The 23,085-nt window shown below is 58.5% G+C and carries 25 protein-coding genes; 4 read left to right on the forward strand and 21 right to left on the reverse strand.

Annotation, left to right across the window (positions count from 1 at the left end):
• Window positions 1-84: 84 nt before the first annotated feature.
• The 8 genes from murB to K4O48_RS13530 form a co-directional block, all read right to left on the reverse strand.
• The gene (gene murB, locus K4O48_RS13495; protein ID WP_222908923.1) at window positions 85-1,104 is read right to left on the reverse strand and encodes a UDP-N-acetylmuramate dehydrogenase; all 1,020 of its coding nucleotides are present in this window, start codon (window positions 1,102-1,104) and stop codon (window positions 85-87) included.
• Complete coding sequence (locus tag K4O48_RS13500) at window positions 1,101-1,565, reverse strand: low molecular weight protein-tyrosine-phosphatase (protein WP_222908924.1); 465 nt, start codon at window positions 1,563-1,565, stop codon at window positions 1,101-1,103. The genes murB and K4O48_RS13500 overlap by 4 nt, the downstream gene beginning before the upstream one ends.
• A gap of 2 nt (window positions 1,566-1,567) precedes the next feature.
• Window positions 1,568-2,332 (reverse strand): 3-deoxy-manno-octulosonate cytidylyltransferase, encoded by a 765-nt coding sequence (kdsB, locus tag K4O48_RS13505; RefSeq protein WP_222908925.1) that lies wholly within the window; start codon window positions 2,330-2,332, stop codon window positions 1,568-1,570.
• Window positions 2,329-2,514, reverse strand: a complete 186-nt coding sequence (locus tag K4O48_RS13510) for a Trm112 family protein (protein ID WP_222908926.1) — start codon at window positions 2,512-2,514, stop codon at window positions 2,329-2,331. The genes kdsB and K4O48_RS13510 overlap by 4 nt, the downstream gene beginning before the upstream one ends.
• Window positions 2,515-2,567: 53 nt before the next feature.
• A complete protein-coding gene (gene lpxK, locus K4O48_RS13515) occupies window positions 2,568-3,563 on the reverse strand; it encodes a tetraacyldisaccharide 4'-kinase (protein ID WP_222908927.1) in 996 nt (331 codons plus the stop codon).
• On the reverse strand, window positions 3,563-3,991 hold the full coding sequence (locus K4O48_RS13520; protein WP_222908928.1) for an ExbD/TolR family protein: 429 nt from the start codon (window positions 3,989-3,991) through the stop codon (window positions 3,563-3,565). The genes lpxK and K4O48_RS13520 overlap by 1 nt, the downstream gene beginning before the upstream one ends.
• Entirely contained in the window at window positions 3,988-4,620 is a 633-nt protein-coding gene (locus K4O48_RS13525) for a MotA/TolQ/ExbB proton channel family protein (RefSeq protein WP_222912099.1), read from the reverse strand. Before K4O48_RS13525 ends, K4O48_RS13520 begins: the two co-directional genes overlap by 4 nt.
• Before the next feature lie 71 nt (window positions 4,621-4,691).
• Entirely contained in the window at window positions 4,692-6,917 is a 2,226-nt protein-coding gene (locus tag K4O48_RS13530; protein WP_222908929.1) for a DNA internalization-related competence protein ComEC/Rec2, read from the reverse strand.
• A 178-nt stretch (window positions 6,918-7,095) separates the two neighbouring features.
• Between K4O48_RS13530 and K4O48_RS13535 the strand changes: the two genes are divergently transcribed.
• Window positions 7,096-7,611, forward strand: coding sequence for a DUF2062 domain-containing protein (locus tag K4O48_RS13535; protein ID WP_222908930.1), 516 nt, complete (start codon window positions 7,096-7,098; stop codon window positions 7,609-7,611).
• Window positions 7,612-7,619: 8 nt separating this feature from the next.
• Here the strand turns inward: K4O48_RS13535 and K4O48_RS13540 are convergent, their stop codons facing one another.
• From K4O48_RS13540 to K4O48_RS13550, 3 genes are read right to left on the reverse strand one after another with little or no spacing between them, the layout of a single operon-like run.
• Window positions 7,620-8,867 carry a lipoprotein-releasing ABC transporter permease subunit gene (locus K4O48_RS13540; RefSeq protein ID WP_222908931.1) on the reverse strand — a complete coding sequence of 416 codons (1,248 nt, stop codon included), beginning with the start codon at window positions 8,865-8,867 and terminating at the stop codon, window positions 7,620-7,622.
• Window positions 8,867-9,565, reverse strand: a complete 699-nt coding sequence (gene lolD / locus K4O48_RS13545) for a lipoprotein-releasing ABC transporter ATP-binding protein LolD (protein WP_222912100.1) — start codon at window positions 9,563-9,565, stop codon at window positions 8,867-8,869. Before lolD ends, K4O48_RS13540 begins: the two co-directional genes overlap by 1 nt.
• Window positions 9,566-9,572: 7 nt before the next feature.
• Window positions 9,573-10,820: a lipoprotein-releasing ABC transporter permease subunit gene (locus tag K4O48_RS13550; protein ID WP_222908932.1), complete on the reverse strand. Its 1,248-nt coding sequence runs from the start codon at window positions 10,818-10,820 to the stop codon at window positions 9,573-9,575.
• A 100-nt stretch (window positions 10,821-10,920) separates the two neighbouring features.
• Between K4O48_RS13550 and K4O48_RS13555 the strand changes: the two genes are divergently transcribed.
• The 3 genes from K4O48_RS13555 to K4O48_RS13565 are packed head-to-tail and all read left to right on the forward strand — an operon-like array spanning window position 10,921 to window position 12,521.
• Entirely contained in the window at window positions 10,921-11,493 is a 573-nt protein-coding gene (locus tag K4O48_RS13555; protein ID WP_222908933.1) for a PilZ domain-containing protein, read from the forward strand.
• Window positions 11,494-11,496: 3 nt separating this feature from the next.
• Window positions 11,497-11,802: a phosphodiesterase gene (locus K4O48_RS13560; RefSeq protein ID WP_222908934.1), complete on the forward strand. Its 306-nt coding sequence runs from the start codon at window positions 11,497-11,499 to the stop codon at window positions 11,800-11,802.
• Entirely contained in the window at window positions 11,799-12,521 is a 723-nt protein-coding gene (locus tag K4O48_RS13565) for a glycerophosphodiester phosphodiesterase (protein WP_222908935.1), read from the forward strand. Before K4O48_RS13560 ends, K4O48_RS13565 begins: the two co-directional genes overlap by 4 nt.
• 121 nt (window positions 12,522-12,642) lie before the next feature.
• Here K4O48_RS13565 and sthA read toward each other — a convergent pair whose 3' ends face one another.
• The 10 genes from sthA to K4O48_RS13615 all read right to left on the reverse strand — a co-directional run bounded on the left by sthA (window position 12,643) and on the right by K4O48_RS13615 (window position 23,072).
• Window positions 12,643-14,037 (reverse strand): Si-specific NAD(P)(+) transhydrogenase, encoded by a 1,395-nt coding sequence (sthA, locus tag K4O48_RS13570; protein ID WP_222908936.1) that lies wholly within the window; start codon window positions 14,035-14,037, stop codon window positions 12,643-12,645.
• A 168-nt stretch (window positions 14,038-14,205) separates the two neighbouring features.
• Window positions 14,206-14,436, reverse strand: a complete 231-nt coding sequence (nqrM, locus tag K4O48_RS13575) for a (Na+)-NQR maturation NqrM (RefSeq protein ID WP_222908937.1) — start codon at window positions 14,434-14,436, stop codon at window positions 14,206-14,208.
• Window positions 14,433-15,458, reverse strand: a complete 1,026-nt coding sequence (locus tag K4O48_RS13580) for an FAD:protein FMN transferase (RefSeq protein ID WP_222908938.1) — start codon at window positions 15,456-15,458, stop codon at window positions 14,433-14,435. Before K4O48_RS13580 ends, nqrM begins: the two co-directional genes overlap by 4 nt.
• A gap of 1 nt (window position 15,459) precedes the next feature.
• Entirely contained in the window at window positions 15,460-16,686 is a 1,227-nt protein-coding gene (gene nqrF, locus K4O48_RS13585; protein ID WP_222912101.1) for an NADH:ubiquinone reductase (Na(+)-transporting) subunit F, read from the reverse strand.
• Window positions 16,687-16,698: 12 nt separating this feature from the next.
• On the reverse strand, window positions 16,699-17,307 hold the full coding sequence (nqrE, locus tag K4O48_RS13590; protein ID WP_122165194.1) for an NADH:ubiquinone reductase (Na(+)-transporting) subunit E: 609 nt from the start codon (window positions 17,305-17,307) through the stop codon (window positions 16,699-16,701).
• Window positions 17,307-17,981 (reverse strand): NADH:ubiquinone reductase (Na(+)-transporting) subunit D, encoded by a 675-nt coding sequence (locus K4O48_RS13595; RefSeq protein ID WP_222908939.1) that lies wholly within the window; start codon window positions 17,979-17,981, stop codon window positions 17,307-17,309. Before K4O48_RS13595 ends, nqrE begins: the two co-directional genes overlap by 1 nt.
• The gene (locus tag K4O48_RS13600; RefSeq protein ID WP_222908940.1) at window positions 17,978-18,766 is read right to left on the reverse strand and encodes a Na(+)-translocating NADH-quinone reductase subunit C; all 789 of its coding nucleotides are present in this window, start codon (window positions 18,764-18,766) and stop codon (window positions 17,978-17,980) included. Before K4O48_RS13600 ends, K4O48_RS13595 begins: the two co-directional genes overlap by 4 nt.
• The gene (locus K4O48_RS13605; RefSeq protein WP_222908941.1) at window positions 18,759-19,970 is read right to left on the reverse strand and encodes an NADH:ubiquinone reductase (Na(+)-transporting) subunit B; all 1,212 of its coding nucleotides are present in this window, start codon (window positions 19,968-19,970) and stop codon (window positions 18,759-18,761) included. Before K4O48_RS13605 ends, K4O48_RS13600 begins: the two co-directional genes overlap by 8 nt.
• A gap of 3 nt (window positions 19,971-19,973) precedes the next feature.
• On the reverse strand, window positions 19,974-21,311 hold the full coding sequence (locus K4O48_RS13610; RefSeq protein ID WP_222908942.1) for a Na(+)-translocating NADH-quinone reductase subunit A: 1,338 nt from the start codon (window positions 21,309-21,311) through the stop codon (window positions 19,974-19,976).
• 309 nt (window positions 21,312-21,620) lie between these two features.
• Window positions 21,621-23,072, reverse strand: a complete 1,452-nt coding sequence (locus K4O48_RS13615; protein WP_222908943.1) for a glyceraldehyde-3-phosphate dehydrogenase — start codon at window positions 23,070-23,072, stop codon at window positions 21,621-21,623.
• Window positions 23,073-23,085 lie beyond the last annotated feature (13 nt).

The following is a 23,085-nucleotide window of genomic DNA, read 5'->3' on the forward strand; positions in this document are numbered from 1 at the left end:
ACGCCGCTCGCGCAGCCATCGAGAGCCGGCACTACGACGAACCGGACCATACCGGTTGCACAACATGGTAAAAATTACGGCGGACTAGATGACGTTCGGCTCAATTTCGAGCTGCACGCCAAACCGATCGGCAACGTCAGCTCTTATCCCCTCCGCCAGCTCGAGAATCTGTTGGCCGCTTGCCTGACCATAATTAACGAGCACCAGCGCCTGCAGGTGATGCACACCCGCATCGCCTTTCCGGTACCCCTTCCAGCCTGCACGCTCAATCAACCAGCCAGCTGCGAGCTTTAACTCGCCCGTTTCCTGAGGAAACGCAACCAAGTCCGGATAGTGCTCGCGCAACGAATCGGCTAGTGATTGAGCTACCAGGGGATTCTTGAAAAAACTGCCCGCATTACCCAACACTTTAGGATTCGGTAGTTTCTCACTGCGAATCGCACACACTGCGCGACTGACATCGATCGCTTCAGGTGACTGAATGCCGTGTTGTTCCAGCCATTGACGGAGGGGGCCGTACTCCAGCTTGAGTTCCGCGGTCCGCCGTAGCTCGAAACGTACACGGAGAATGATGTAGCGCCCAGCCTGGCGTTTGAACACACTATCGCGATAGCCGAACTCGCAGTCCTGCAGATCGAACTCAACGAGACGTCCACTTTCCCGATCCAGCGCGGTCAGTCCGGCGAATACATCCTTGATCTCGACACCGTACGCACCGACATTCTGGATCGGTGCCGCGCCGACGGTGCCTGGAATAAGGCTGAGGTTCTCCAAGCCGGATAGGCCGAGCTCAAGGCTATGCAACACGAAGGGATGCCAAGGCTCGCCAGCCTCTGCCTCGATCACGGCCCGCTTGCCATCATCCTCCAGAACCCGAATGCCTCGGCTGGTCATGCGCAGCACCAGCGCATCCACATCCGAGGTAAGCACCAAATTGCTACCGCCACCCAGCACCTGTAGAGGCGTGCCGAGACGCTGTGCCTCGTGGAGCGCTTCGATAACCTCTTGATCGTCACGCGCCTCGGCGAAGTAGGCGGCACCCGCTTCTATCGCGAACGTATTGAAGGGCTTGAGCGAACGGTTACGCTCGACGATAAGCGTCACAACCGACACCTTATTTCGCCGAGCAGGGCCGCAGACGCCTGCTCGATCAGATCGAGCACATGCTCGAAGCCCTCGCCACCGCCGTAATAAGGGTCGGGTACCGAGTCTTCTCCCAGGTTAAATCGACGGAGCAAGAGATCGAGTTCACCGCGGAACTCCGCCGGTCGCAGCGCCTGCAGTCGTTCAAGATTGTCATGATCCATCGCGAAGATCATATCGAAACGATGGAAGTCATCGCGGGTCACCTGACGGGCTCTGAGTTCGCTGAGATCATAGCCCCGTCGAGCAGCGGCCTGGCACGCACGCCCATCAGGCCCTTTGCCTACATGCCAATCCCCGGTTCCGGCAGAGTCAATGACTATCCGATCAGCCAGTCCGGCGTCCCGCACGTGTTTACGAAAGACAGCCTCGGCACTGGGCGAACGACAGATGTTGCCCATGCAAACGAACAAAACCTTCACGTTCACGCGCCGAGCAATTTGCGTACACGATCGAGATCCTCCGCCGTGTCAACTCCAGCCGGCGGAGCCTCGACTGCATCGGCGACGTGAATGCGTATGCCATGCCAGAGCGCGCGCAACTGTTCCAGGCACTCGGTGTTCTCTAGCCAGCAGGGCCCCCAGGCAACGAAATCGGCAAGAAATCCGGCCCGATACGCATAGATACCGATATGACGGCGATACGGAACTGCGGAAGGAAGCGATTCGCGATCATGTGCAAATTCGTCACGCGCCCATGGCAAAGGTGCGCGACTGAAGGTTAGTGCCAGACCATTGATATCGCTCACCACTTTCACCACGTTCGGGTTGAACAGCGCTTGCGAATCCCCTATCGGCTCGGCGAGCGTGGCGATCGCCGCCTCAGGGTGGCTAGCGAGATTGAGCGCAACCTGATCAATCACTGAGGGAGGGATCAACGGCTCATCGCCCTGCACGTTGACGACGATCGCATCAGCTGCCAAACCCAGCCTGTCCGCTACCTCGGCGAGGCGATCAGTGCCCGAATTATGCTCGACACGCGTCAGCAAGGCCTCAGCGCCGAAGCCCTCGCAAGCCTCAAGAATCTTCCTATTATCAGTGGCAACCACCACCCGCTGCGCGCCGCTTTTGCAGGCTTGTTCCCAGACGTGGCGAATCATTGGTTTACCGGCAATATCCTGCAGCGGTTTACCCGGAAGACGGGTGGACGCGTAACGCGCCGGGATCACGACCGTATAAGCGTTAGTCATTTATCCAGGCGCTCGTCAACGTCAAGCGTACGGGCTTCGCTTTCCAGCATCACAGGGATGCCGTCCCGCACAGGAAAGGCCATTGCGTCAGCCTTGCATATGAGTTCTGACTTATCGTCGGTCAGCTTTAGCGGGCCCTTACAGAGGGGGCAGGCAAGAATATCGAGCAGTTTGGTGTCCATGCGCAGTCCTTGTGTGCAGCCGACCGCAGCTTGCAGATCGAGCAGCTTAGGGGTTAGGGCAGCAAACGGTCCAGCTGGGCATCGAACCAGATCACGAACGCCGCCGATGGCTCGGCCTGGACCTGTAGATAACACCAGCCCGGTAGCGCAAACGCCCGGCACTTGACCGCATCTTTCTCGGTCATCACCAGCGGTAGCTCGGGGCTGAAAGTAAGCTGGTCCAAGCTATAGCGGGCGTGATCGGCGAATGGGTGCGGAATCGGCCGCCAGTGTAGCGCCTCGAGCGTAGTGAAGAAACGCTGGGGATTACCGATCCCAGCGACAGCATGGATATGCTGGCCCGTAGGAAAATGGTCAAGCGACCAAGCCTGCCCACTGACAAGTTCTATCAATCGTGTCGGCTGCAGGGCGAAAGAAAACCCTTCAGAGCTGTCGGAAAGCGCGCCATTGAACAGCACCGCATCGACCGACTCCAGCCGCTCCGCGGGCTCACGTAATGGTCCGGCCGGCAAACAGCGGCGATTGCCCAACCCGCGTGCCGCATCGATGAGTACTAGTTCGAGATCACGCGCCAGCTGGTAGTGCTGCAATCCATCATCGGACAGGATGAGGTCCAGCGGCTCTTGTTTGAGAAGCTCGCGAACCGCGCGAGCGCGATCCGGATCGATCATTACCGGTACGCCTGTTCGCTGTGCGATCAACAGCGGCTCGTCACCCGCCTCGGCGGCCGACTGCTCCGGCCTCACCCTCCACGGATGTGAAGGGGGCTTCGCACCGTAGCCTCGACTAACAACACCGACTCTTAAACCGCGTCGATGGCAATGATCGATCAGCCATAGAATCAGCGGGGTTTTGCCGGTTCCGCCAACAGTAATGTTACCCACCACCAGCACCGGTATGGGTGCACGATAGCTCTCAACGGCGCCCGCTAAGAATTTGTTTCTTTTTGCTGTGACCACTCGCCGGTACAGGGCTTCCAGCGGGGCGAGCAGGACCAGGGCCGGATGCCCTTCGTACCAGGCTCGCTGCAGACGGTCAGCTAAGGACATCAGGGCTCCGGCTGGGCCTCGACGGTGGTGATACGCAACTGCGCGAAGCCGAGCTTGCCGGCTGCGTCCATAGCAGTGATCACTGCTTGGTGCGGTGTCTTGCCGTCAGCACTGATCACCATAGGCAGGCTGGTGTCACCACCAGACTCCTTGCTGAGTGCCGCCATCAAGGTACTCAAGTCATGCTTGATTAGCGTCTTGCCGTTGAGACTGAAGCTGCCATCGACATCGATGACGACTTCGAGCCGTTTCTTCTCGGCATCGCTTGGCGGCGTCCCGCTGGCCGCCTCTGGCAGATCAACCTGCAGCTGGGTCTCGCGAGTAAACGTGGTGGTCACCACGAAGAACAGCAGCAGAATGAAAACCACATCGATCAGGGGGGCCAGGCCGATATCGACGTTCTCCCGCGCCTTGCGACGAAACTTCACGCCTTGCCCTCACCCAAATCGACATCACGGTCACCCTGTACCACCTCGACCAGCTTGATGGCTTCCTGCTCCATTCCGACTACCAGCTCTTCGACTCGACGCAGCAAAAAGCGGTGGAAGAACAACGCAGGAATGCCGACCATCAGGCCCGCGGCAGTGGTAATGAGCGCTTTCGAAATACCCGAGGCAAGTAACGGGGCGTTAGCCATACCAGCGCCCATGAATGCGCTGAAGATTTCAATCATCCCGAGCACGGTGCCGAGAAGGCCGAGTAACGGCGCAATGCCGGCGATGGTGCCCAGCGCATTGAGGTAGCGCTCGAGATCATGAACGACCCGTGCCGCCGCTTCCTCGATGCACTCCTTCATGATCTCCCGCCCATGCTTGGAGTTGGCTAGACCGGCAGCCAAAATCTCACCCAGCGGTGAATCAGCACGCAGCTCTTTGAGCTTCTGGTTACTGAGTTTCTTATCCTTGATCCATTTCCACACCTGACCAAGCAAGTGCGACGGGGTTACTCGGCTCGGCCGAAGGGTCCACAGCCTTTCAGCGATGATGCCGGCGGCAGCGATGGAACACAGAATGATTGGCAGCATTATCCAGCCGCCTGCTTTAACCAGCTCCCACACGAGATACATCCCCCTCGAAAAAGTGGCGCCACTCTAGCATAGGGCCAACAGGCCGCCGACGGCCGCTGTTCTCATTTTTCCTGCCAGAACCGCTGTTGAGCGCGCGATCCGCGAACGGGTTCGAAACGTCCGAGACGGATGTGCAGCGCCCCCTGCTCGGCCGTGTCATAGACGCGAGCGCCGAAAGCGTTCAGGCGTCGGACGACATCCGGATGCGGATGCCCAAACGCATTGTGCAAGCTGCGCGAAACGAGCGCGCCCTCCGCGCTCACCGCCTCGATGAACTCGGTTGACGACGAGCTGCGACTGCCATGGTGAGGGACCAATAACCAGCGGGCATCAAGGGGCATATTCTCTGTTAGCAGCGCCTGCTCAGCCGGCACATCGATATCCCCAGTGAGCAACAGACGTTCGCCATTGGCTTCGACCATGAGTACACATGAGGACTGGTTGCCCTCTCCTGCCTCCGACCATCGCCAAAGCCTGAAGCTAACCGAGTCCCACTCCCACTGCTCTCCAGAGCGGCACGTTTCGGCGTTCAACGCCGCGGGTAGCCTTCCCGGTTCGCCGCTCAGCACCTGCCCGACCGGCATAAGCCGCTGGATCGCCTGAGCGCCGCCGGCGTGGTCGCTATCGGCATGGCTCAAAACCAGTAGATCGAGCTCGGCCACACCCAATGTTCGCAACGATGGAAATACAACCCGCTCGCCGATATCGAAGTCGCCATAACGGGGCCCCGCGTCGTAGAGCAATGCATGGGTACCTGTGCGCACCAGCACTGCCAATCCCTGCCCGACATCGAACACCCATAAATCCGCCTCGCCGGTTGAAGGCTTGTCGGCAGGCGGAAACAGCAAGGGGGCAAGAAGCACCACGCCCAACGCCCGAAACGGAACACCCGCTGGCAGTAGCGTGACCAGCATCCCGATGAAAACCAGCAACCATCCCCACAGTGGCAAGGAGACCGGAAGCCAGGCCGATTGCCAGCCAGCCAGCCAATGCAACCCATCGAATAGCACCGACAGCGTCCCACCTGCTAGCCACAGTAGCGACTCGCCTGCCACCGGCAACCATAATAGCGAGGTCCCCGCCAGCGAGAGCGGCACGACCAGCACGCTGACCAATGGCACTGCAACCAGGTTGGCGATCGGCCCACTGAGACTCACGGGCAGCCCCAACGCAATCAAGACCGGCAACAGACCGAGGGCCATGCTCCACTGCGCACGGCCTAGCACCTCCCACCACGAGCTCGCGCCAAGACGTCCTCGAAAGATCAGCGCCAGCAACGCAACTGCACTGAATGACAACCAGAACCCTGACTGCAGACCCACCAGCGGATCGATCAACAGCACGCCATCAAGCGCAATCAGCAAGGGTAGCCAGACGCCAAGGTGTCGATACCGCAAGCGCCACAGAAGCACCAGCGCGACCATGACCAACGCTCGCTGGACTGGTACGTCGAAGCCCGCCAGCCAGCCGTACGCAAGCGCGCCGGACAGCGCCAAGCCGCAAGCGCAGGGCAACCAGGGAACGCGTCGGGGCCAAGGGCCCCAGCGAGCCATCAATGCGACCATACCGTAGAGCAGGCCGGCCAGCATGCCGACATGCTGGCCGGAAATCACCATGAGATGTACCGTGCCGGTGTCCTGAAGGACCCGCCAATCGGTCGCGGACAGGCCGCTGTCATCTCCTACTACTAACGCGGCGATTGCGCCTGAGCGGCCATGTGCGTCAACGGACAACAAACGGTGGCGCAGCTGATCGCGCCACGCCTCGCCCCCGTCTGGAGTCGATAGCCTCGAGCCAGCCTTGATCGTGCCGCTCGCGCCAATGCGCCGAGCCAGGAGCCACGCCTCATAATCGAACGCGTGTGGATTGACCAGACCGCGGGGTTTTTTCAGCTTGGCGGCGAGCCGCCATCGCTCTCCCGACCGAACTTCCGGCCCTCCGTACCACGCCAGGCGAAGGCGTGACGGCAAGCCCTCATGTCGGGACGATACGTCGACAATCTCGAAGCGCACCACACCGCCACGAACGTCAGGCAAACCAGTTACTTGGCCCTCGAGCCAGAATGTACGCCCGTCAAGTTCCGTAGGGAGACGATCATCCACCGCCCAGTGAGCGTGTAAACAAGCCCAGCCAAGGCCGCAAAGAAAACAACCGATCGCTCGCCAGCGGAACGGCAACAAGGCCAAGCCCGCGACAAGCATCGCGAGGATCATCGACACAGGCGGAAGTTGCGGCAAGAAGCGCAGCAGTAAGAGGCCTGCCGCCAGCGCCAGCATCGCTGTTCGCATTAGGGTCTCCTGGATTCCATTCCAGCGAAGGCACGACGGAAAACCGGGTGCCAAGGGATTGTGAAGCAGCGACGTCCTGTCGGGTCTCACAGTGTAGAACTTATGTCACAAACTCCTCCCAGCGCCGGGTCTCGTTTCAGGCATAATCGGCCGCGCTTCAGCCCGCCAGAGAATCTTCATGCCGCGTCGTTTTTTCAAACGCTACATGCCGCACCCTGACCGTATAAAGACGCACAAGTCTTTGCGCTTTCTCGGCACGCTGATTCACGACCCCAACCTCTTACATCTCAATCGGCATTCAGTTTCCAGAGCGATGGCCATTGGCCTGTTCTGGGCGATGATTCCGATGCCCATGCAGATGCTAGCCGCAGCACTGTGTGCGATTCCTGCGCGGGCCAATCTGCCGATTGCGGTTGGCTTGGTGTGGTTGACCAACCCACTGACGATGCCACCCGTGTTCTATTGCAACTACAAAGTCGGGGCCTGGCTGATGGACAGCCCCGTTTCGCCAATGCCGATGGAGCTCAGCCTTGCCTGGGTGCGCCAGATGCTTAACAGCCACTGGCAGCCGCTGTTTCTCGGTTCGTTCGTTGTGGGTGTCGTCGTCGCGGTGCTGGGGTATGTCGCCACCCAGAGCTACTGGCGCTGGTGGGTTAGCCGCAGTTGGCGCAAGCGGCGGCTCGACCGCCGCTAGGCCTCGCTCTATTCGTAGCGAAGCGCCTCGGCCGGCTGAGTCTGTGCGGCGCGCCAAGCTGGATAGACCGTTGCGAGAAAGCTCAGCGTCAGTGCCGCCAGAACCACCAGCAGGACATCCTCGAGCCGAAGTTCGGATGGCAACGTGCTGATGAAATAGACATCCGAGCTGAAGATGTGTTGACCCGACACCTTTTCCAGCCAGGCGACCAGCGCGCTTACGTTCAGAGCCCCAAGTACGCCCAGCGCCGTGCCTATCAGTGTGCCGGTCAGACCGATAATGCTGCCCTGAACCATGAAAATAGCCATGATCTCCCGAGGCGTCGCCCCAAGGGTCCGCAGAATCGCGATGTCGGCGCGCTTGTCTGCTACCACCATGATCAAGGTAGCAATGATGTTGAACGCGGCCACGGCCACGATCAGCATGAGGAGAAGCCCGATCATGGTTTTTTCCATCTTCATCGCGCTAAACAGACTGCCCTGGGTAAGGGACCAATCCTCCCCGCGGTAACCCTCGCCGAGGCTACCCACGAGCTCGGCTGCCACCTCAGGTGCCCGATACAGGTCAGCCAACCTGACTCTCACGCCTTCGACCTGGTGCGGCTCCCAGCGCAGCATGCGGGCCGCGTCGGCCCGGTGGATCATTGCCAGACTGCCGTCCAGCTCGGCCCCTACCTTGAACACCCCGACGACATTCAGGCGTTGCAGCTGCGGGGTGACGCCGCCCGGCGCATCACTGAGTTCAGGTACGATCAACGTGAGCTTGTCGCCCAGCTTGAGACCGAACCGGCGCGCAGTCATCAACCCGAGAATCACGCCGGACTCGCCCGGCTTGAGGTCATCGAGCGTGCCGGCAATCATCTTCTCGCCGAGGATCGACACCTGCCCTTCCGCTTGCGGGTCAATGCCCTTGACCTCAATCGGCTGCATCGATCCCTTGAACGACAGCATACCCTCGAGTTGTGTAATCGGCGCAGTACCGAGCACCCCCGGGTGTGCCCGCAGCTGCTCGGCCAGTAACTGCCAATTCTCCACAGGCTGCCCGTTGCCGGCGATTACCGCGTGCGGAACCATGCCGAGAATGCGATTGCTCATCTCGCGCTGGAACCCATTCATGACGGACAGCACCATGATCATCGCCAATACGCCCAGCGACAGACCGATCATTGAGGTCAGGGAAATGAAGGAAATGAAGTGATTACGACGCTTGGCTCGCGTGTAGCGGCTGCCAATGAAAATACTGAGCGGCCTGAACATCAACCAGTCACCAGCTGACCGTCTTCCAGACGCAGTATGTGGTCCATCTGTCCGGCCAGTTGCGGATCATGGGTCACCACGAGAAAGGCCGTGCGCAACGAGCTGCTCAGCTCCAGCATCAGGTCCTGGATCCCCTGGGCGGTATGGTGGTCGAGGTTGCCGGTAGGTTCGTCAAGCAAAACAAGCGCTGGGCGGTTGGCCAGCGCGCGCGCGATCGCCACGCGCTGTCGCTCGCCGCCCGACAGCTCGGAGGGCTTATGTGCCAACCGGTGACCGAGTCCCACCCGCTGTAAAAGCTCGGAAGCTCGGGCACGCGCCTCAGGAATCGGCGTCTTGGCGATCAGCAGGGGCATGCAAACGTTCTCCAACGCCGTGAACTCAGGCAGCAAATGGTGAAATTGATAGACGAATCCCAGCGCGCGGTTACGCAAAAGGCCGCGGTCTTTCTCGCTGAGCGCCGAGAGTTCTTCCCCCGCCAGCCAGACGCTGCCTTCACTGGGCGTATCGAGACCACCAAGCAGGTTCAGCAGTGTGCTCTTGCCAGATCCGGAGCTACCCACGATGGCAACCCGCTGGCCTGGGAACAATTCCAATTGCAATCCCGAGAGCACACTGACCGACTCCGGACCCTGTTCGTAGCGCTTGCCCAGATTCCGGCAACTGAGTACCGCGCCATCTTTCGGAGACTTTTCATTCATAGCCAGCTCACTCATATCGTAACGCCTCGGCCGGTTGGGTACGGGCCGCACGCCATGCCGGGTACAAGGTGGCAAAAAAACTCAGAACGAGCGCCGCAACACAGACTTGGACTACATCCGCCGTCATCAGCCGGGACGGCAAGTAGTCAATGAAATACACGTCTGCGTTGAGAAACTTGTGTCCAATCAATCCCTCGAGCGCGGCGATCCAGCTGCTGACATTAAGCGCGGCGAATATGCCCAGTAACGCTCCGGCCAACGTACCGACGACGCCGATCACCGTGCCTTGGACCATGAAGATCGCCATGATCTGCCGAGGCGTCGCGCCGAGCGTGCGCAGGATTGCGATATCGCCGCGTTTGTCGGTGACGACCATGACCAGCGTGGAGATGATGTTGAAGGCTGCGACCGCGACAATCAGCAACAGCAGCAGGCCGATCATCGCTTTCTCCATGCGGATCGCCTGGTAGAGGTTACCGTGAGAGCGCGTCCAGTCCCTGGAATAGAAATCGTCCCCTAAGCCACCAGCCAGCTCCCAGGCGATACGCGGCGCCTGGAACAGATCCTCGAAACGCAGGCGCAGCCCCTGCACCTGGTTGGGTTTCCAACGATGCAAGCGCGCCATGTCGGCGATGTTGGCCATCGCAACATAGCCGTCGATCTCACCTGCACCAACGTGAAATATGCCGCGCACCGTGAAGCGCTTCATACGCGGAAAAACACCCGCAGGGGTGACCGTTACCTCTGGGGCAACAAAGGTAATCTTGTCGCCGATCACAACGCCAAGTTTTTCGGCGGCTTTGTCGCCGATCACGATACCGAACTCGCCGGGCGATAGATCGTCCAGCGAACCCTCACGGAAGAACTGGCCGATAATCGATACATCCGGCTCGACTGTTGGGTCCACCGCGTTGATGAGCGTCTTGGTAACCTGACCACGATGGGTCAGCAAACCTTGCATCTGGATGAACGGCGCTACGGCTGACACCTCGGAGTGCTGCGTCAATCGTTGACCCAACGATCGCCAGTCATCTATCGGCACCGGGCTTTCGATGGTCGCATGCGGAACCATGCCCAGCACGCGGGTGCGCATTTCATAGTCGAAACCATTCATGACCGACAGAACGACGATCATGACCAGCACACCCAGTGCGAGCCCTATCATCGAGGTGAAAGAAATGAAGGAAACGAAGAGACTACGACGTCTGGCGCGCGTGTAGCGCGCCCCGATATACACGGACAGCGGTCTGAACATAAATCGATGGGTTCGCTTTCGCTGGCGGAAAATTACAAGCTGAATGACGTTGCCTAGCGGCCTGATACACTCAAAACACCACTGCAGCTCATGGATCGACATGCCCACTCAAGACACCGAAGATCGCCGCGAATACTATCGTATCGACGACATGATCGCACTGGAAATACTGCCGCCGGAACACGCCGAAACAGTCTCCGGTAAAGGTTCGATGCAACTGTTCGAACTGCTTGGGGAGCTGCACCAACTCGATTTCGAGGCACAACATCTCCTCCGCCAGATCGCCGAGAGCAACCGCACCCTGGCCAACTACCTCAAGGTTCAGAACAAGCGCATCGACCTGATTGGCCAGGTGCTCGCACAAGATCTACTGGAGCATCTCGGACCGACCCGCGAGGTGGTTCTCTCAGAGGGTGGGATTAGCTTCATCAATGATCAGCCGCTCGACGAAGGCTCTGAGTGGACCCTGAAGCTGGTACTGATGCCCCAAGGGTTGGGCATGTTATTGATGGCGCGAATCGCAACCTGTCAAAACCTTGAAGATGGTCGATTTGCAATTGGCACGTCATTCGAAGCGTTGACTGATGCACAACGACAACTACTCGCACGACATATCCTGCAGAAACAGGCGACGGAACGACGCCTGGCTCGAGAAAGCCTGCAAGGAATCTGACATATGCAGCGGTTACTGATCCCCCTCCTGACAATCCTGCTCGGTGCCCAAGCCCATGCGGAGATCATCCGTATCCCAATTGGCCAGCAAGGACAACCCGACGTCACCCTACCCAGTCGGGGTGACTCAAAAAATACAGTCCTCGAGCGCTTCGGCCTTGCTGACGAAGAACATCCGGCCGTCGGCACGCCTCCGATTACCCGGTGGGATTACCGGGAGTTCTCGGTCTATTTTGAAGGTAGCCGAGTGATTAACAGCGTTCAGCATCACCAACGCAACACGCCACCTCAGCGAGGCATACAACCTTGACGCTCATTTACGGCCACCGCGGCGCCAAGGGCGAGGCGCCTGAAAATACCCTGGCGGGCTTCAAGCAGTGCCTCGCTCATGGCGTACGCCGGTGCGAACTGGACCTGCATTTGTCCAAGGACGGCGAACTCATGGTCATTCATGATCCGACCCTCAAACGCACCACTGGCCGACGCGGTAAGGTCGTGGAACACGATGCTGAAGAACTGATTCATTACGACGCGCGCCACGGAGGGCCAGGCTGGAAACAACCCTGTCCTATACCCCGCCTGGCGGAGCTGTTCGAGAAATGCGAGTTCGAGCACTGGCAATTGGAGGTCAAAAGCGCCTCCAGAGTGCGCGCCGCACGATCTGTGCTGGCTATCAAGGCGCTGGCCGAACGTTACGATCTGGTTGACCGAATCACCGTTACGTCCGGATCTCGGGAGGTACTGCGTGCCTTGAAGCGATTGGCGCCTGAACTATCGTGCGGGCTGGTCGCCGAATATAGTTGGCTCGATCCTTTGAAAGTAGCCAAACAATACAACTGCAACTTGCTGGCTTTGAAATGGACACTATGCACCCCTGAACGGATCGCCAAAGCCCGTCAGCAGGGCCTCCACGTATCAGTCTGGACGGTAAACGAACCGGCGTTGATGCGTCGCTTAGCAGACTTCGGCGTTGATAGCCTGATTACCGATTATCCCGGACTGGCCGTTACGACACTGCGAAACGCGTAAGGCCTCGCGTAGCCCCATTGCGGTGGCTACGCGCTCATCTGCCCTCAAAAGCTCTCCCGATTCGGCCAGCGCCAACCCCGGGTATCCTCTCCGTCCGGCTCAGGCCACCGGTCGGAGCCGCTCAAAAAAGCCGGTTTAGCCCGTCAAACGCGGCGACACGATAAGCCTCGGCCATGGTCGGGTAGTTGAAGGTGGTATTGATGAAATACTTGATCGTATTCGCCTCGCCCGGCTGATTCATGATCGCCTGCCCGATGTGGACGATTTCAGACGCCTGATAGCCAAAGCAATGCACGCCAAGCACCGCCAGCGTCTCGCGATGGAAAAGGATTTTCAGCATCCCCACTGGCTCGGCAGAAATCTGCGCGCGCGCCATTCCCTTGAAGAACGCCTTACCCACCTCATAGGGGACTTTCGCTTCGGTGAGCTCGCGCTCGTTCTTGCCGATCGAGCTGATCTCAGGAATGGTGTAAATACCAGTCGGCACGTCATCGACGAAACGCCAGCTGTCGTTCTCGACGATGCTACCTGCGGCCGAACGCCCTTGGTCATACGCCGCGCTGGCCAGCGAAGGCCAGCCAATCACATCGCCCGCCGCGTAAATGTTGCCGACATCGGTACGGTAATGTTCGTCGACTTTGATCTGGCCGCGGCTATTGACCTTCAGACCAATGTTTTCCAGAGAAAGCTTGTCGGTGTTACCGGTTCGTCCGTTACACCAAAGAAACGCATCGGCTTTGATCTTCTTGCCCGATTTGAGGTGCAGGATGACGCCGTTATCCACGCCTTCAACACGCTCGTACTCCTCGTTATGCCGGATGAGTACGTTGTTGTTGCGCAGGTGGTAGCTCAAGGCGTCGGAGATTTCATCGTCGAGGAAGCTGAGCAGTTGATCGCGGTTGTCGATCAGATCGACCAGCACACCGAGGCCACTAAAGATCGATGCGTACTCGGAGCCGATCACACCGGCCCCGTAAATGATCAGGCGGCGGGGTGTATGGCTCAGAGTGAGAATGGTATCGCTGTCGTAGACACGGGGGTGCGAAAAGTCGACATCAGCGGGTCGGTAGGGCCGCGAGCCGGTGGCGATAATGAACTGGTTAGCCACCAGCGTTTCTACCATGCCGTTTGCGCTGACCACTTCCACAGTCTGCTCGTCTGCAAAGCTGGCGGTGCCAAAGAAGATATCGATCCGGTTACGCGCGTAATAGCCAGTGCGCGAGGTGACCTGCTTGCCGATCACGCTTTCAGCGCTCTTCAGCACATCGGGAAAGGAAAACCAGCGCGGCTCGCCGATCTGGCGGAACAGCGGATTGGTGTTGTACTGCATGATCTGCCGCACGGAATGACGCAGCGCCTTTGACGGGATGGTCCCCAAGTGCGTGGAATTGCCGCCCACATGGGGCCTGCTATCGACCACCGCAACCTTGCGGCCTGCCTTGACCGCGTTCATCGCCGCGCCTTCACCGGCGGGGCCCGAGCCCAGAATCACCACGTCGTAGTTGTAGACCGCCATACTCACCCCTGAACACGCAGCAGGCTGCCCTGCCGCTGTTAACGAATTCGGTTATCCGTGTACAGTGCCGTTGCTCGCACTATCGTCTGGATTATCGCGCCGACCTGAGCGAACGGCGCTTACGTGTTGGCTGTGGGGTTATTCCACCGGCCGGACAAGCGCCGCTTTTCAGCGTCTAGTTGCGTCATAAGCGAGATCAGCTTTGGGGTCTCCATCTGACTGGGCATTAACCTCTTCACATTTCTCCCGGCTACCACCGCAGATCGAGCATTCCTTCTCAATACCGAGGTTGGCAATGCCTCCACAGGAACCGGCGATAGGTTTGCGGCCCATGATCACGCCGATGGACATACCAAATACCACTAACAACATGACGAGAAACACGATCAACCAAGTCATTGCTCTACTCCCGCACCGAACAGCTCATCAAAGGCCTCGGTGCTCTTGCTTACAAATTCCTGCCCTTCGCGAATGACGAAGAACGCCGCGATGTTTCTTTCCGCCGCATACGCCAAACCCCGCTCGGGCCCCAAAACCATGAGCACAGTAGACAACCCGTCCGCCCTCAATGTCGACGGGTCGACAACCGTCACGGCTGCCAGATGGTGCTCAATTGGCGCGCCGCTTTGCGGATCCAGCGTGTGCGAGTAACGCTTGCCGTTACGCTCGAAATAGTTGCGGTAGTCGCCCGACGTGGACACGGCCAGGCCATCCAGCTGAATGATCCGTTGCGCAACCCGCTCGTTGTCCAGTGGCGCTTCGATAGCGATGCGCCACGGCGCGTCGTCCGGTTTGCGGCCCTTGGCCTTGAGCTCGCCAGTGATCTCCACTAGATAGCTATGCACATTTGAAGCTTCGAGCTGCGCCGCTACCCGATCTACCGCGTAGCCTGCGGCAATACTGTTGAAGTCAACCTGCACGGCTCGGTCCTTGCAAAGCTGCTCGCCATCGACGCGCAGGTGTTCCTGGCCGACGTCCTGCCTGACTCGCGCTATCTCCTCTGCAGACGGCACTTGCTCACTGCGCCCCTGTGGGCCGAAGCCCCATAAATTGAGTAGCGGCTCGATAGTCAGATCCAACGCCCCGTTGCTTTCGCGAGAGAGCTGCTGGCCTGCCAGCACCAGCTCGCGCACACCGTTAGGCACAGCCATGCATCGATCCGCAGGCAGGGCGTTGAACGTTTCGATAACGGAATCGGCTCGGTAGGTCGACAGTTGCTGGTCGATCTCAGCAAGAATCGCCTCGGTGCCTCGCTGCAGCTGCGCCTTATCGATCGCGTTGCCGCCCGCCACATACTTGACTGAATACGTGCTGCCCATTGTGGGGCCGCTAAAACTTTCCACCTTCTCTTGAAACAGACAGCCCGTCAGGGCTGCCGCCAGGGCGGCAACGATGACGGGCTGGAGTAACGCGTGGCTCATGCTAGCCGCCAAAGTCGTCGAGGAGGATATTCTCCGGTTCGACGCCCAGGTCGGTGAGCATCTTGATCACCGACGCGTTCATCATTGGCGGGCCGCACATGTAGAACTCGCAGTCTTCAGGTGCCGGGTGGTCCTTAAGATAGTTCTCGTACAGCACGTTGTGAATAAAGCCGGTCGGGCCTTCCCAGTTGTCTTCGGGTTGAGGATCGGACAGCGCCAGGTGCCACTGGAAGTTCTCATTCTCGGCCTGTAACTGATCGTACTCCTCCACATAAAACGCCTCGCGCATTGAACGTGCGCCATACCAGAAGCTCATCTTGCGCTTGGAATTCAGGCGTTTTAGCTGATCGAAGATGTGCGACCGCATCGGAGCCATGCCGGCACCACCGCCGATGAACACCATTTCCGCATCCGTGTCCTTGGCGAAAAACTCACCAAAAGGACCATAGACGGTAACTTTGTCGCCGGGCTTAAGGCTGAACACCCAGGACGACATCTTTCCTGGTGGCAAATCGTCCTTACCCGGCGGCGGTGAGGCAATTCGGATGTTGAACTTCACAAGGCCAACTTCTTCGGGGTAGTTCGCCATGGAGTACGCACGAATGACGGTCTCGTCGACCTTCGATACGTACTTCCACTGGTTGAACTTGTCCCAGTCACCGCGATATTCCTCCTGAATATCGAAGTCCTTGTAACGAACCTCATGCGGGGGGCATTCCAGCTGTACATAACCACCGGCGCGGAAGTCAACGTTCTCACCTTCCGGCAACTTCAGCGTCAGCTCCTTGATGAAGGTCGCAACGTTCGGGTTGGACAGTACGGTGCACTCCCACTTCTTCACACCGAACACTTCTTCCGGCACTTCGATCTGCATGTCCGCCTTTACCGGAGTCTGGCAGGACAGGCGCCAGCCTTCGCCCGCCTCACGGCGGGTGAAATGCGACTCTTCGGTGGGCAGCATCTCGCCGCCACCGCTTTCGACGATGCACTTGCACTGAGCACAAGTACCGCCACCGCCGCATGCAGATGACAGGAAGATGTTATTAGCAGCCAGCGTTTGCAGCAGCTTGCCGCCCGCCGGAACGGTAATGGTGCGTTCGCCGTTGATCTCGATGTTGACATCACCGCTGGACACCAGCTTGGCGCGCGCAGCGAGGATGATCACCACCAACGCAAGCACGATGGCGGTGAACATGCCGATGGCGAGGAAAATTTCGTAACTCATCAGTTCATCCCGTCCTTACAGCTGTACGCCAGAGAAAGACATGAAGCCCAGCGACATCAGTCCGATGGTGATGAAGGTGATTCCCAGACCTTGAAGGCCGTCTGGCACATCGCTGTATTTGAGCTTCTCGCGAATACCAGCCAGCAAGGCGATTGCCAGCGCCCAGGACAGGCCCGAGCCGACCCCATAAACCGTACTTTCTGCCAGGTTGTAGTCACGCTCGACCATGAACAGGGTGCCGCCCATGATGGCGCAGTTCACCGTAATCAACGGAAGAAACACGCCCAGCGCGTTGTAGAGGCTCGGCACGTACTTATCGAGCGTCATCTCAAGAATCTGGACGATGGCCGCGATGACACCGATGTAGCTGAGCAGCCCAAGAAAGCTCAGATCTACCTCAGGCAGACCAGCCCAGGACAGCGCACCCGCTTTTAGCAGATAGGTGTAGATCAGGTTGTTGGCTGGAACAGTAATGGTCTGCACGACAATGACGGCGATACCCAGACCGATCGCTGTTTCCACCTTCTTAGAAATCGCAATGAAGGTACACATGCCGAGGAAGAACGCCAGAGCCATGTTCTCGATGAACACGGCCCGGACGAACAGGCTGATGTAATGCTCCATTAGTAAGCCTCCTTGTTCGAGACTTGCGGCGCCATCTTGAACGAAGGCTTCTCGACCTGTTCCTTCTTCCAGGCACGGATGCCCCAGATGAAAAAGCCGATCAGAAAGAACGCCGAAGGTGGAAGCAGCATCATGCCGTTAGGCAGGTACCAGCCCCCGTCGTTGACCACCGGAAGAATGGTGTAGCCCATCAACTTACCCGCGCCGAACAGCTCGCGAATGATACCGAGTGCAATCAGCATGGCGCTGTAACCAAGACCGTTACCAAGACCGTCGAAGAACGACAGCACCGGAGGGTTCTGCATGGCGAACGCTTCGGCCCGACCCATCACGATACAGTTGGTGATAATCAGACCGACAAACACCGACAGCTGTTTGGACAGTGAGAAGGCATAAGCCTTTAGCACCTGGTCAACTAGGATCACCAGCGAGGCGATGATCACCATCTGCACGATCATGCGAATCGAGCCTGGAATCTGGCTGCGGATCATGGAGATGAACAGGTTGGAGAACGCAACCACCAAAGTCAGCGCGACCGACATCACCAGCGCCGTCTTGAGGTTGGAGGTAACTGCCAGCGCCGAACAGATCCCGAGGATCTGCAGGCCGATGGGGTTGTTGTTGAAGACCGGATTGAACAGGACTTCCTTGATAGTAGGTTGCGACATGATCAAGCCTCCCCAGCGCGCAGGTTAGCGATAAATGGACCGAAGCCGTTTTCACCCAGCCAGAAATGCAGGAGGTTGTTAACCCCGTTACTGGTCAAGGTTGCACCGGCAAGAGCATCGACCTGGTGATCGGCTCGCGGACTTTGTGGATCAACACCGCCCTTGACTACCTGGATGGCCAGCTTGCCGTTCTCGTTGAACAGCTCCTTGCCTTGCCACTGACTGCGCCACTTCGGGTTGTCGACTTCGCCACCGAGGCCAGGCGTTTCGCCGTGCTGATAGAAGCCCAGGCCTTCAACCGTATTGATGTCACCCTGGACAGCAATGAAGCCATACAGCGTCGACCATAGGCCGTAGCCACGAACCGGAATGATCAGTGTCGAAAGCTCGCCATTTTCTTCGACCGTGTAAACGACGCTGTACCGTTCGCGACGCTTGATCGAGGCGATATCTTCGTCACCTGGCAGCGCCTTGGAAAGCTCAGGATCTTTCGCCGCGACCAGTGGATCGAAGGTGTTCGGATCAAACTCGTCGCTGTATTCACCTGTCTCGAGGTTGACCAGCTTGGCGACAATACGCTCGTTATAGAGCTGTTTGACCTGGTTTCCAGACATGCCGGGCTCGCCCAGACCGGCAATCGCCAGAATGCTGCGCTGTTTATCCAGCTGCCGGTTTTCCAGCTGCGTCGGGCGTAGCGCCACGGCCGCACCCGCTACGAACACCGAACAGACCAGGCAGACCAACAAGGCCACAACCAGCGTCCGGACGGTGGATTCTTTTTGACTAGACATTACGTGCCAGCCTCCGCTTGATGTTGGCCTGTACGACAAAGTGGTCAATCAACGGGGCGCAGAGGTTGGCAAACAGAATCGCCAGCATCATGCCCTCCGGAAAGGCCGGGTTCACCACCCGGATCAACACCACCATCACACCAATGAGGATGCCGAAAACCCATTTCCCGGTATTCGTCATCGAGGCAGAAACAGGATCGGTCGCCATGAAGATCAGGCCGAATGCGAAACCACCCACAACCATATGCCAGTACCACGGCATGGCGAACATCGGGTTGCTGTCCGAGCCGATCAGGTTGAACAGATAGCTCAACGCGATCATGCCAATCATCACACCGGATACGATCCGCCAGGAGGCGATCTTGCTCAGCAGCAAAACAGCGCCGCCGATAAAGATGGCGAGGGTGCTGGTTTCGCCGATCGAACCGTGAATAGTGCCGACGAAGGCATCCATCCAGGTAATTCCACTGGCAACGACGTTTTCCATGCCGCCAGCAAAGCTTAGGCTCAGGGCAGTTGCACCGGAATAGCCATCCACCGCCGTCCAGACAGCGTCGCCAGACATCTGTGCCGGGTAGGCAAAGAACAGAAACGCACGTCCGGTGAGCGCAGGATTGAGGAAGTTCTTCCCGGTGCCGCCAAAGATTTCCTTGCCGATCACGATACCGAAGCTGATCCCCAACGCCACCTGCCACAGCGGAATGCTAGGCGGCAGAATCAAGGCGAACAGCACTGAGGTGACGAAGAAACCTTCGTTGACCTCATGCTTGCGGATCGAAGCGAACAGCACTTCCCAGAACCCGCCGACGATGAAGGTCACTGCGTAGACAGGAACGAAGTACGCCGCGCCCTGGATGAAGTTATCCCATAGGCTGGTTGGATCGAAGCCGGCGAGCATGCCAATCAGACCGAAGCGCCAGCCCTCCTGAGCAGCAAGCAATTCCGGCGCCTGCGCGTAGATCAAGTTGGCCTGGTAGCCCGTGTTCCACATGCCGAAAAACATGGCCGGGAAGGTGCAAAGCCAGACCGTGATCATCATCCGCTTGAGGTCGATGCCGTCACGTACGTGAGCGGTGGTCTTGGTCACGCTGCCAGGGCGATACAGGAAGGTGTCTGCAGCTTCATAGAGCGCATACCACTTCTCGTACCTGCCGCCCTTCTCGAAATTGTGCTCGATCTTGTCGAGGAATTCGCGAATGCCCATTCCTTACCCCTCCTTCTCGATGCGAGTCAGGTTGTCCCGCAGGATCGGGCCGTATTCGTATTTGCCGGCACAGACGTAGGTGCACAGCGCCAGATCTTCCTCATCCAGTTCTAGGCAGCCAAGCTTCTGCGCAACTTCGGTATCGCCGACGATCAAGGAACGCAATAGCTGAGTCGGCAGCACATCGAGCGGCATGACCTCCTCGTAGTTACCGACCGGCACCATGGCGCGTGGACTGCCATTGGTGGACGTAGAGAAGGCGAACTTCTTACCTCCCATCAATTTGGAGATATAGATGTTGAGGATCGAATGCTTGTCGCTGCCGGCACGCAAGTAGTGCAGCATTTCGCGCTCCTTGCCCTCGCGCAGACAGGAGACCTGCTGGTGATAACGGCCAAGATAGGCGAACGCACCATGCGCCGTACGGCCACCGAGCACCGAACCGGACACGACCCGGTTGCCGCCAGGCTGCAATTCACCAGCCGTCAGTTCGTCGAGGCTCGCGCCCAGACGGGTCCGAACAAGGCGCGGTTTTTCCACAACCGGACCGGCCAGAGAAACCACGCGTTCAACTAACAATTTTCCCGTGGTGAACAGCGCGCCGATGGCGATCACGTCCTGATAGCCAACCGTCCACACACTCTTGCTTGCGCTGACAGGGTCGAGGAAATGAATATGCGTTCCGGCCAGTCCCGCCGGATGCGGACCTGTGAAGCTTTCAGTCGACACCTTGGCCAGTTGTTCACCTGGCAGTGAGACACCCTCAGCTTTGCACAGGTAGAGCTTGGCCAGATTGCCCAGCACCTTGAGACCCGCCTCGAAGTCCGCAGCACGCTCGGCAATGACAATGGCAGGATCGGCAGCCAACGGATGGGTATCGATAGCCGTGACGAAGATGGAGTTAGGTACCGCGTCGATCGCCGGCACCTTGCTGTACGGACGGGTACGCAACGCAGTCCAGAGGCCGGACTGCTGCAGGTTCTCGCGAACCTGAGCATCGCTCAGCCCCTCAAGTTCGGCGTTACCGAACTGGTTGAACGTGACCTCATCGGTACCGTCCAGGTCGATGACGACCGATTGCAGGACACGTTTCTCGCCACGATGGACAGCGCTGACCACGCCAGCACCCGGCGCGGTAAACATCACGCCTAGTGTCTTCTTATCGGAGAACAGTACCTGCCCCAATTTGACCCGATCACCGACCTGAACTTCCATGGTCGGCTTCATACCGGGATAGTCAAACCCCATTATGGCGACGCTTCGCACGGGCCTTCCGGCCTCGATACGCTGCGCCGGCGCACCCGCAATGGGCAAATCAAGCCCACGTTTTATATTGATCATCGGTTCGCTAACCACTGATTTAAAAGGCTTTTTTACGAGCCCCGCGGCTTGGCTAAAGTCGAATTGCACAACGCGCGCCGATCAGTTATCAGCGCGACGCTATGCCGCGGGCCCAGGTAGAAATCCGCCCGATTATAGAGGTCGTGACCCGTGACTGGCCACCCAAGGTCTTTCAATTTTTTGACTAGGGACAAGCGGTTCGCTGTAACCATCTATTGACGCAGCCGTCAGCGGCCGAAACCTCGCGAATAATTCCGATGAAATGCAAAACGGGAGCCGAAGCTCCCGTTTCTATGAATCACCGATGCGTTATCGCGGGAACGCAGGTGGATTCACTCCGGCCATGTCTTCCATCACGCGGACGACCTGGCAGCTGTAGCCGAACTCGTTGTCGTACCAAACGTAAAGCACGACACGGTTATCGCTGCAGATCGTCGCTTCGGCATCCACCACGCCCGCATGACGCGAACCCACGAAGTCGGTGGAAACCACTTCTTGAGAGTTGACGAAATCGATCTGCTTTTGCAGGTCCGAATGCATGGCCATCTGGCGCAGGTACTCGTTGATCTCGTCGCGAGAAGTGGCCTTCTCCAAGTTAAGGTTGAGGATCGCCATCGAAACGTTAGGCGTCGGAACGCGGATGGCGTTGCCGGTCAGCTTGCCCTTGAGCACCGGCAATGCCTTGGCGGCAGCTGTCGCAGCGCCGGTTTCGGTGATAACCATGTTCAGCGCAGCACTACGACCACGACGACTGCCCTTATGGAAGTTGTCGATCAGATTCTGGTCGTTGGTGTAGGAGTGAACGGTCTCGACGTGACCGTTGACGATGCCGTACTGGTCGTTCACAGCCTTGAGCACCGGCACGATGGCGTTGGTGGTGCATGAAGCAGCCGAAACGATCTTGTCGTCATCGGTGATCTCACCATGATTGATGCCATGGACAATATTCTTCAGCTCACCTTTGCCTGGCGCTGTCAGCACCACGCGCGCAACACCCGGGCACTTCAGGTGCTGGCTGAGGCCTTCGGCGTCACGCCACTTACCGGTGTTGTCGACCAGCAAGGCGTTCTCGATACCGTACTGGGTGTAATCCACAGAAGACGGGTCGTTCGAGTAGATCACCTGAATCAGGTTACCGTTGGCGGTGATGGTGTTGTTTTCTGCATCGATATGAATGGTGCCATCGAACGGACCATGAACCGAGTCGCGTCGCAGAAGGCTAGCGCGCTTGACCAGATCGTTTTCCGCGCCCTTGCGCACGACGATTGCCCGCAGGCGCAGGCCGTCACCGCCGCCAGTCTTTTCAATGAGGATACGTGCCAGCAAACGACCGATCCGGCCAAAGCCGTAGAGCACGACGTCGGTGCCCTTGTGAACGCCGGTGGTGTTGCGCTTGCCGGCGACTTCGGCCAATTCGTCACGCACGAATTGGTCGAGGGTACGGCCATTGCCTTCAGCCTTGTACTTGGCCACGACCTTGCCCAGATCGACAGACGCAGCGCCAAGGTCCATATCGGTCATGGTGGTGAGAATCTGGTGCGTCTCATGTACCGAAAGCTCGGCTTCGTCAGCCTGACGATGACGAGCGAAACGATGCGCTTTTAGTAGCGCAATCACCGAGCGGTTGATCAGGCCACGGCCGTAGATGGAAGTCACCACGTTGTTGTTACGATACAGCTGACCAATCAGCGGAATCATCGCTTCGGCGAGGGCTTCTCGATCAATCCATTCACCAAGACACTGGTCGGGCTTCTGAGTCACGGGCAGTTCCTTC

The organism is Pseudomonas sp. DNDY-54 (assembly GCF_019880365.1).
Lineage (GTDB): Bacteria > Pseudomonadota > Gammaproteobacteria > Pseudomonadales > Pseudomonadaceae > Stutzerimonas > Stutzerimonas stutzeri_P.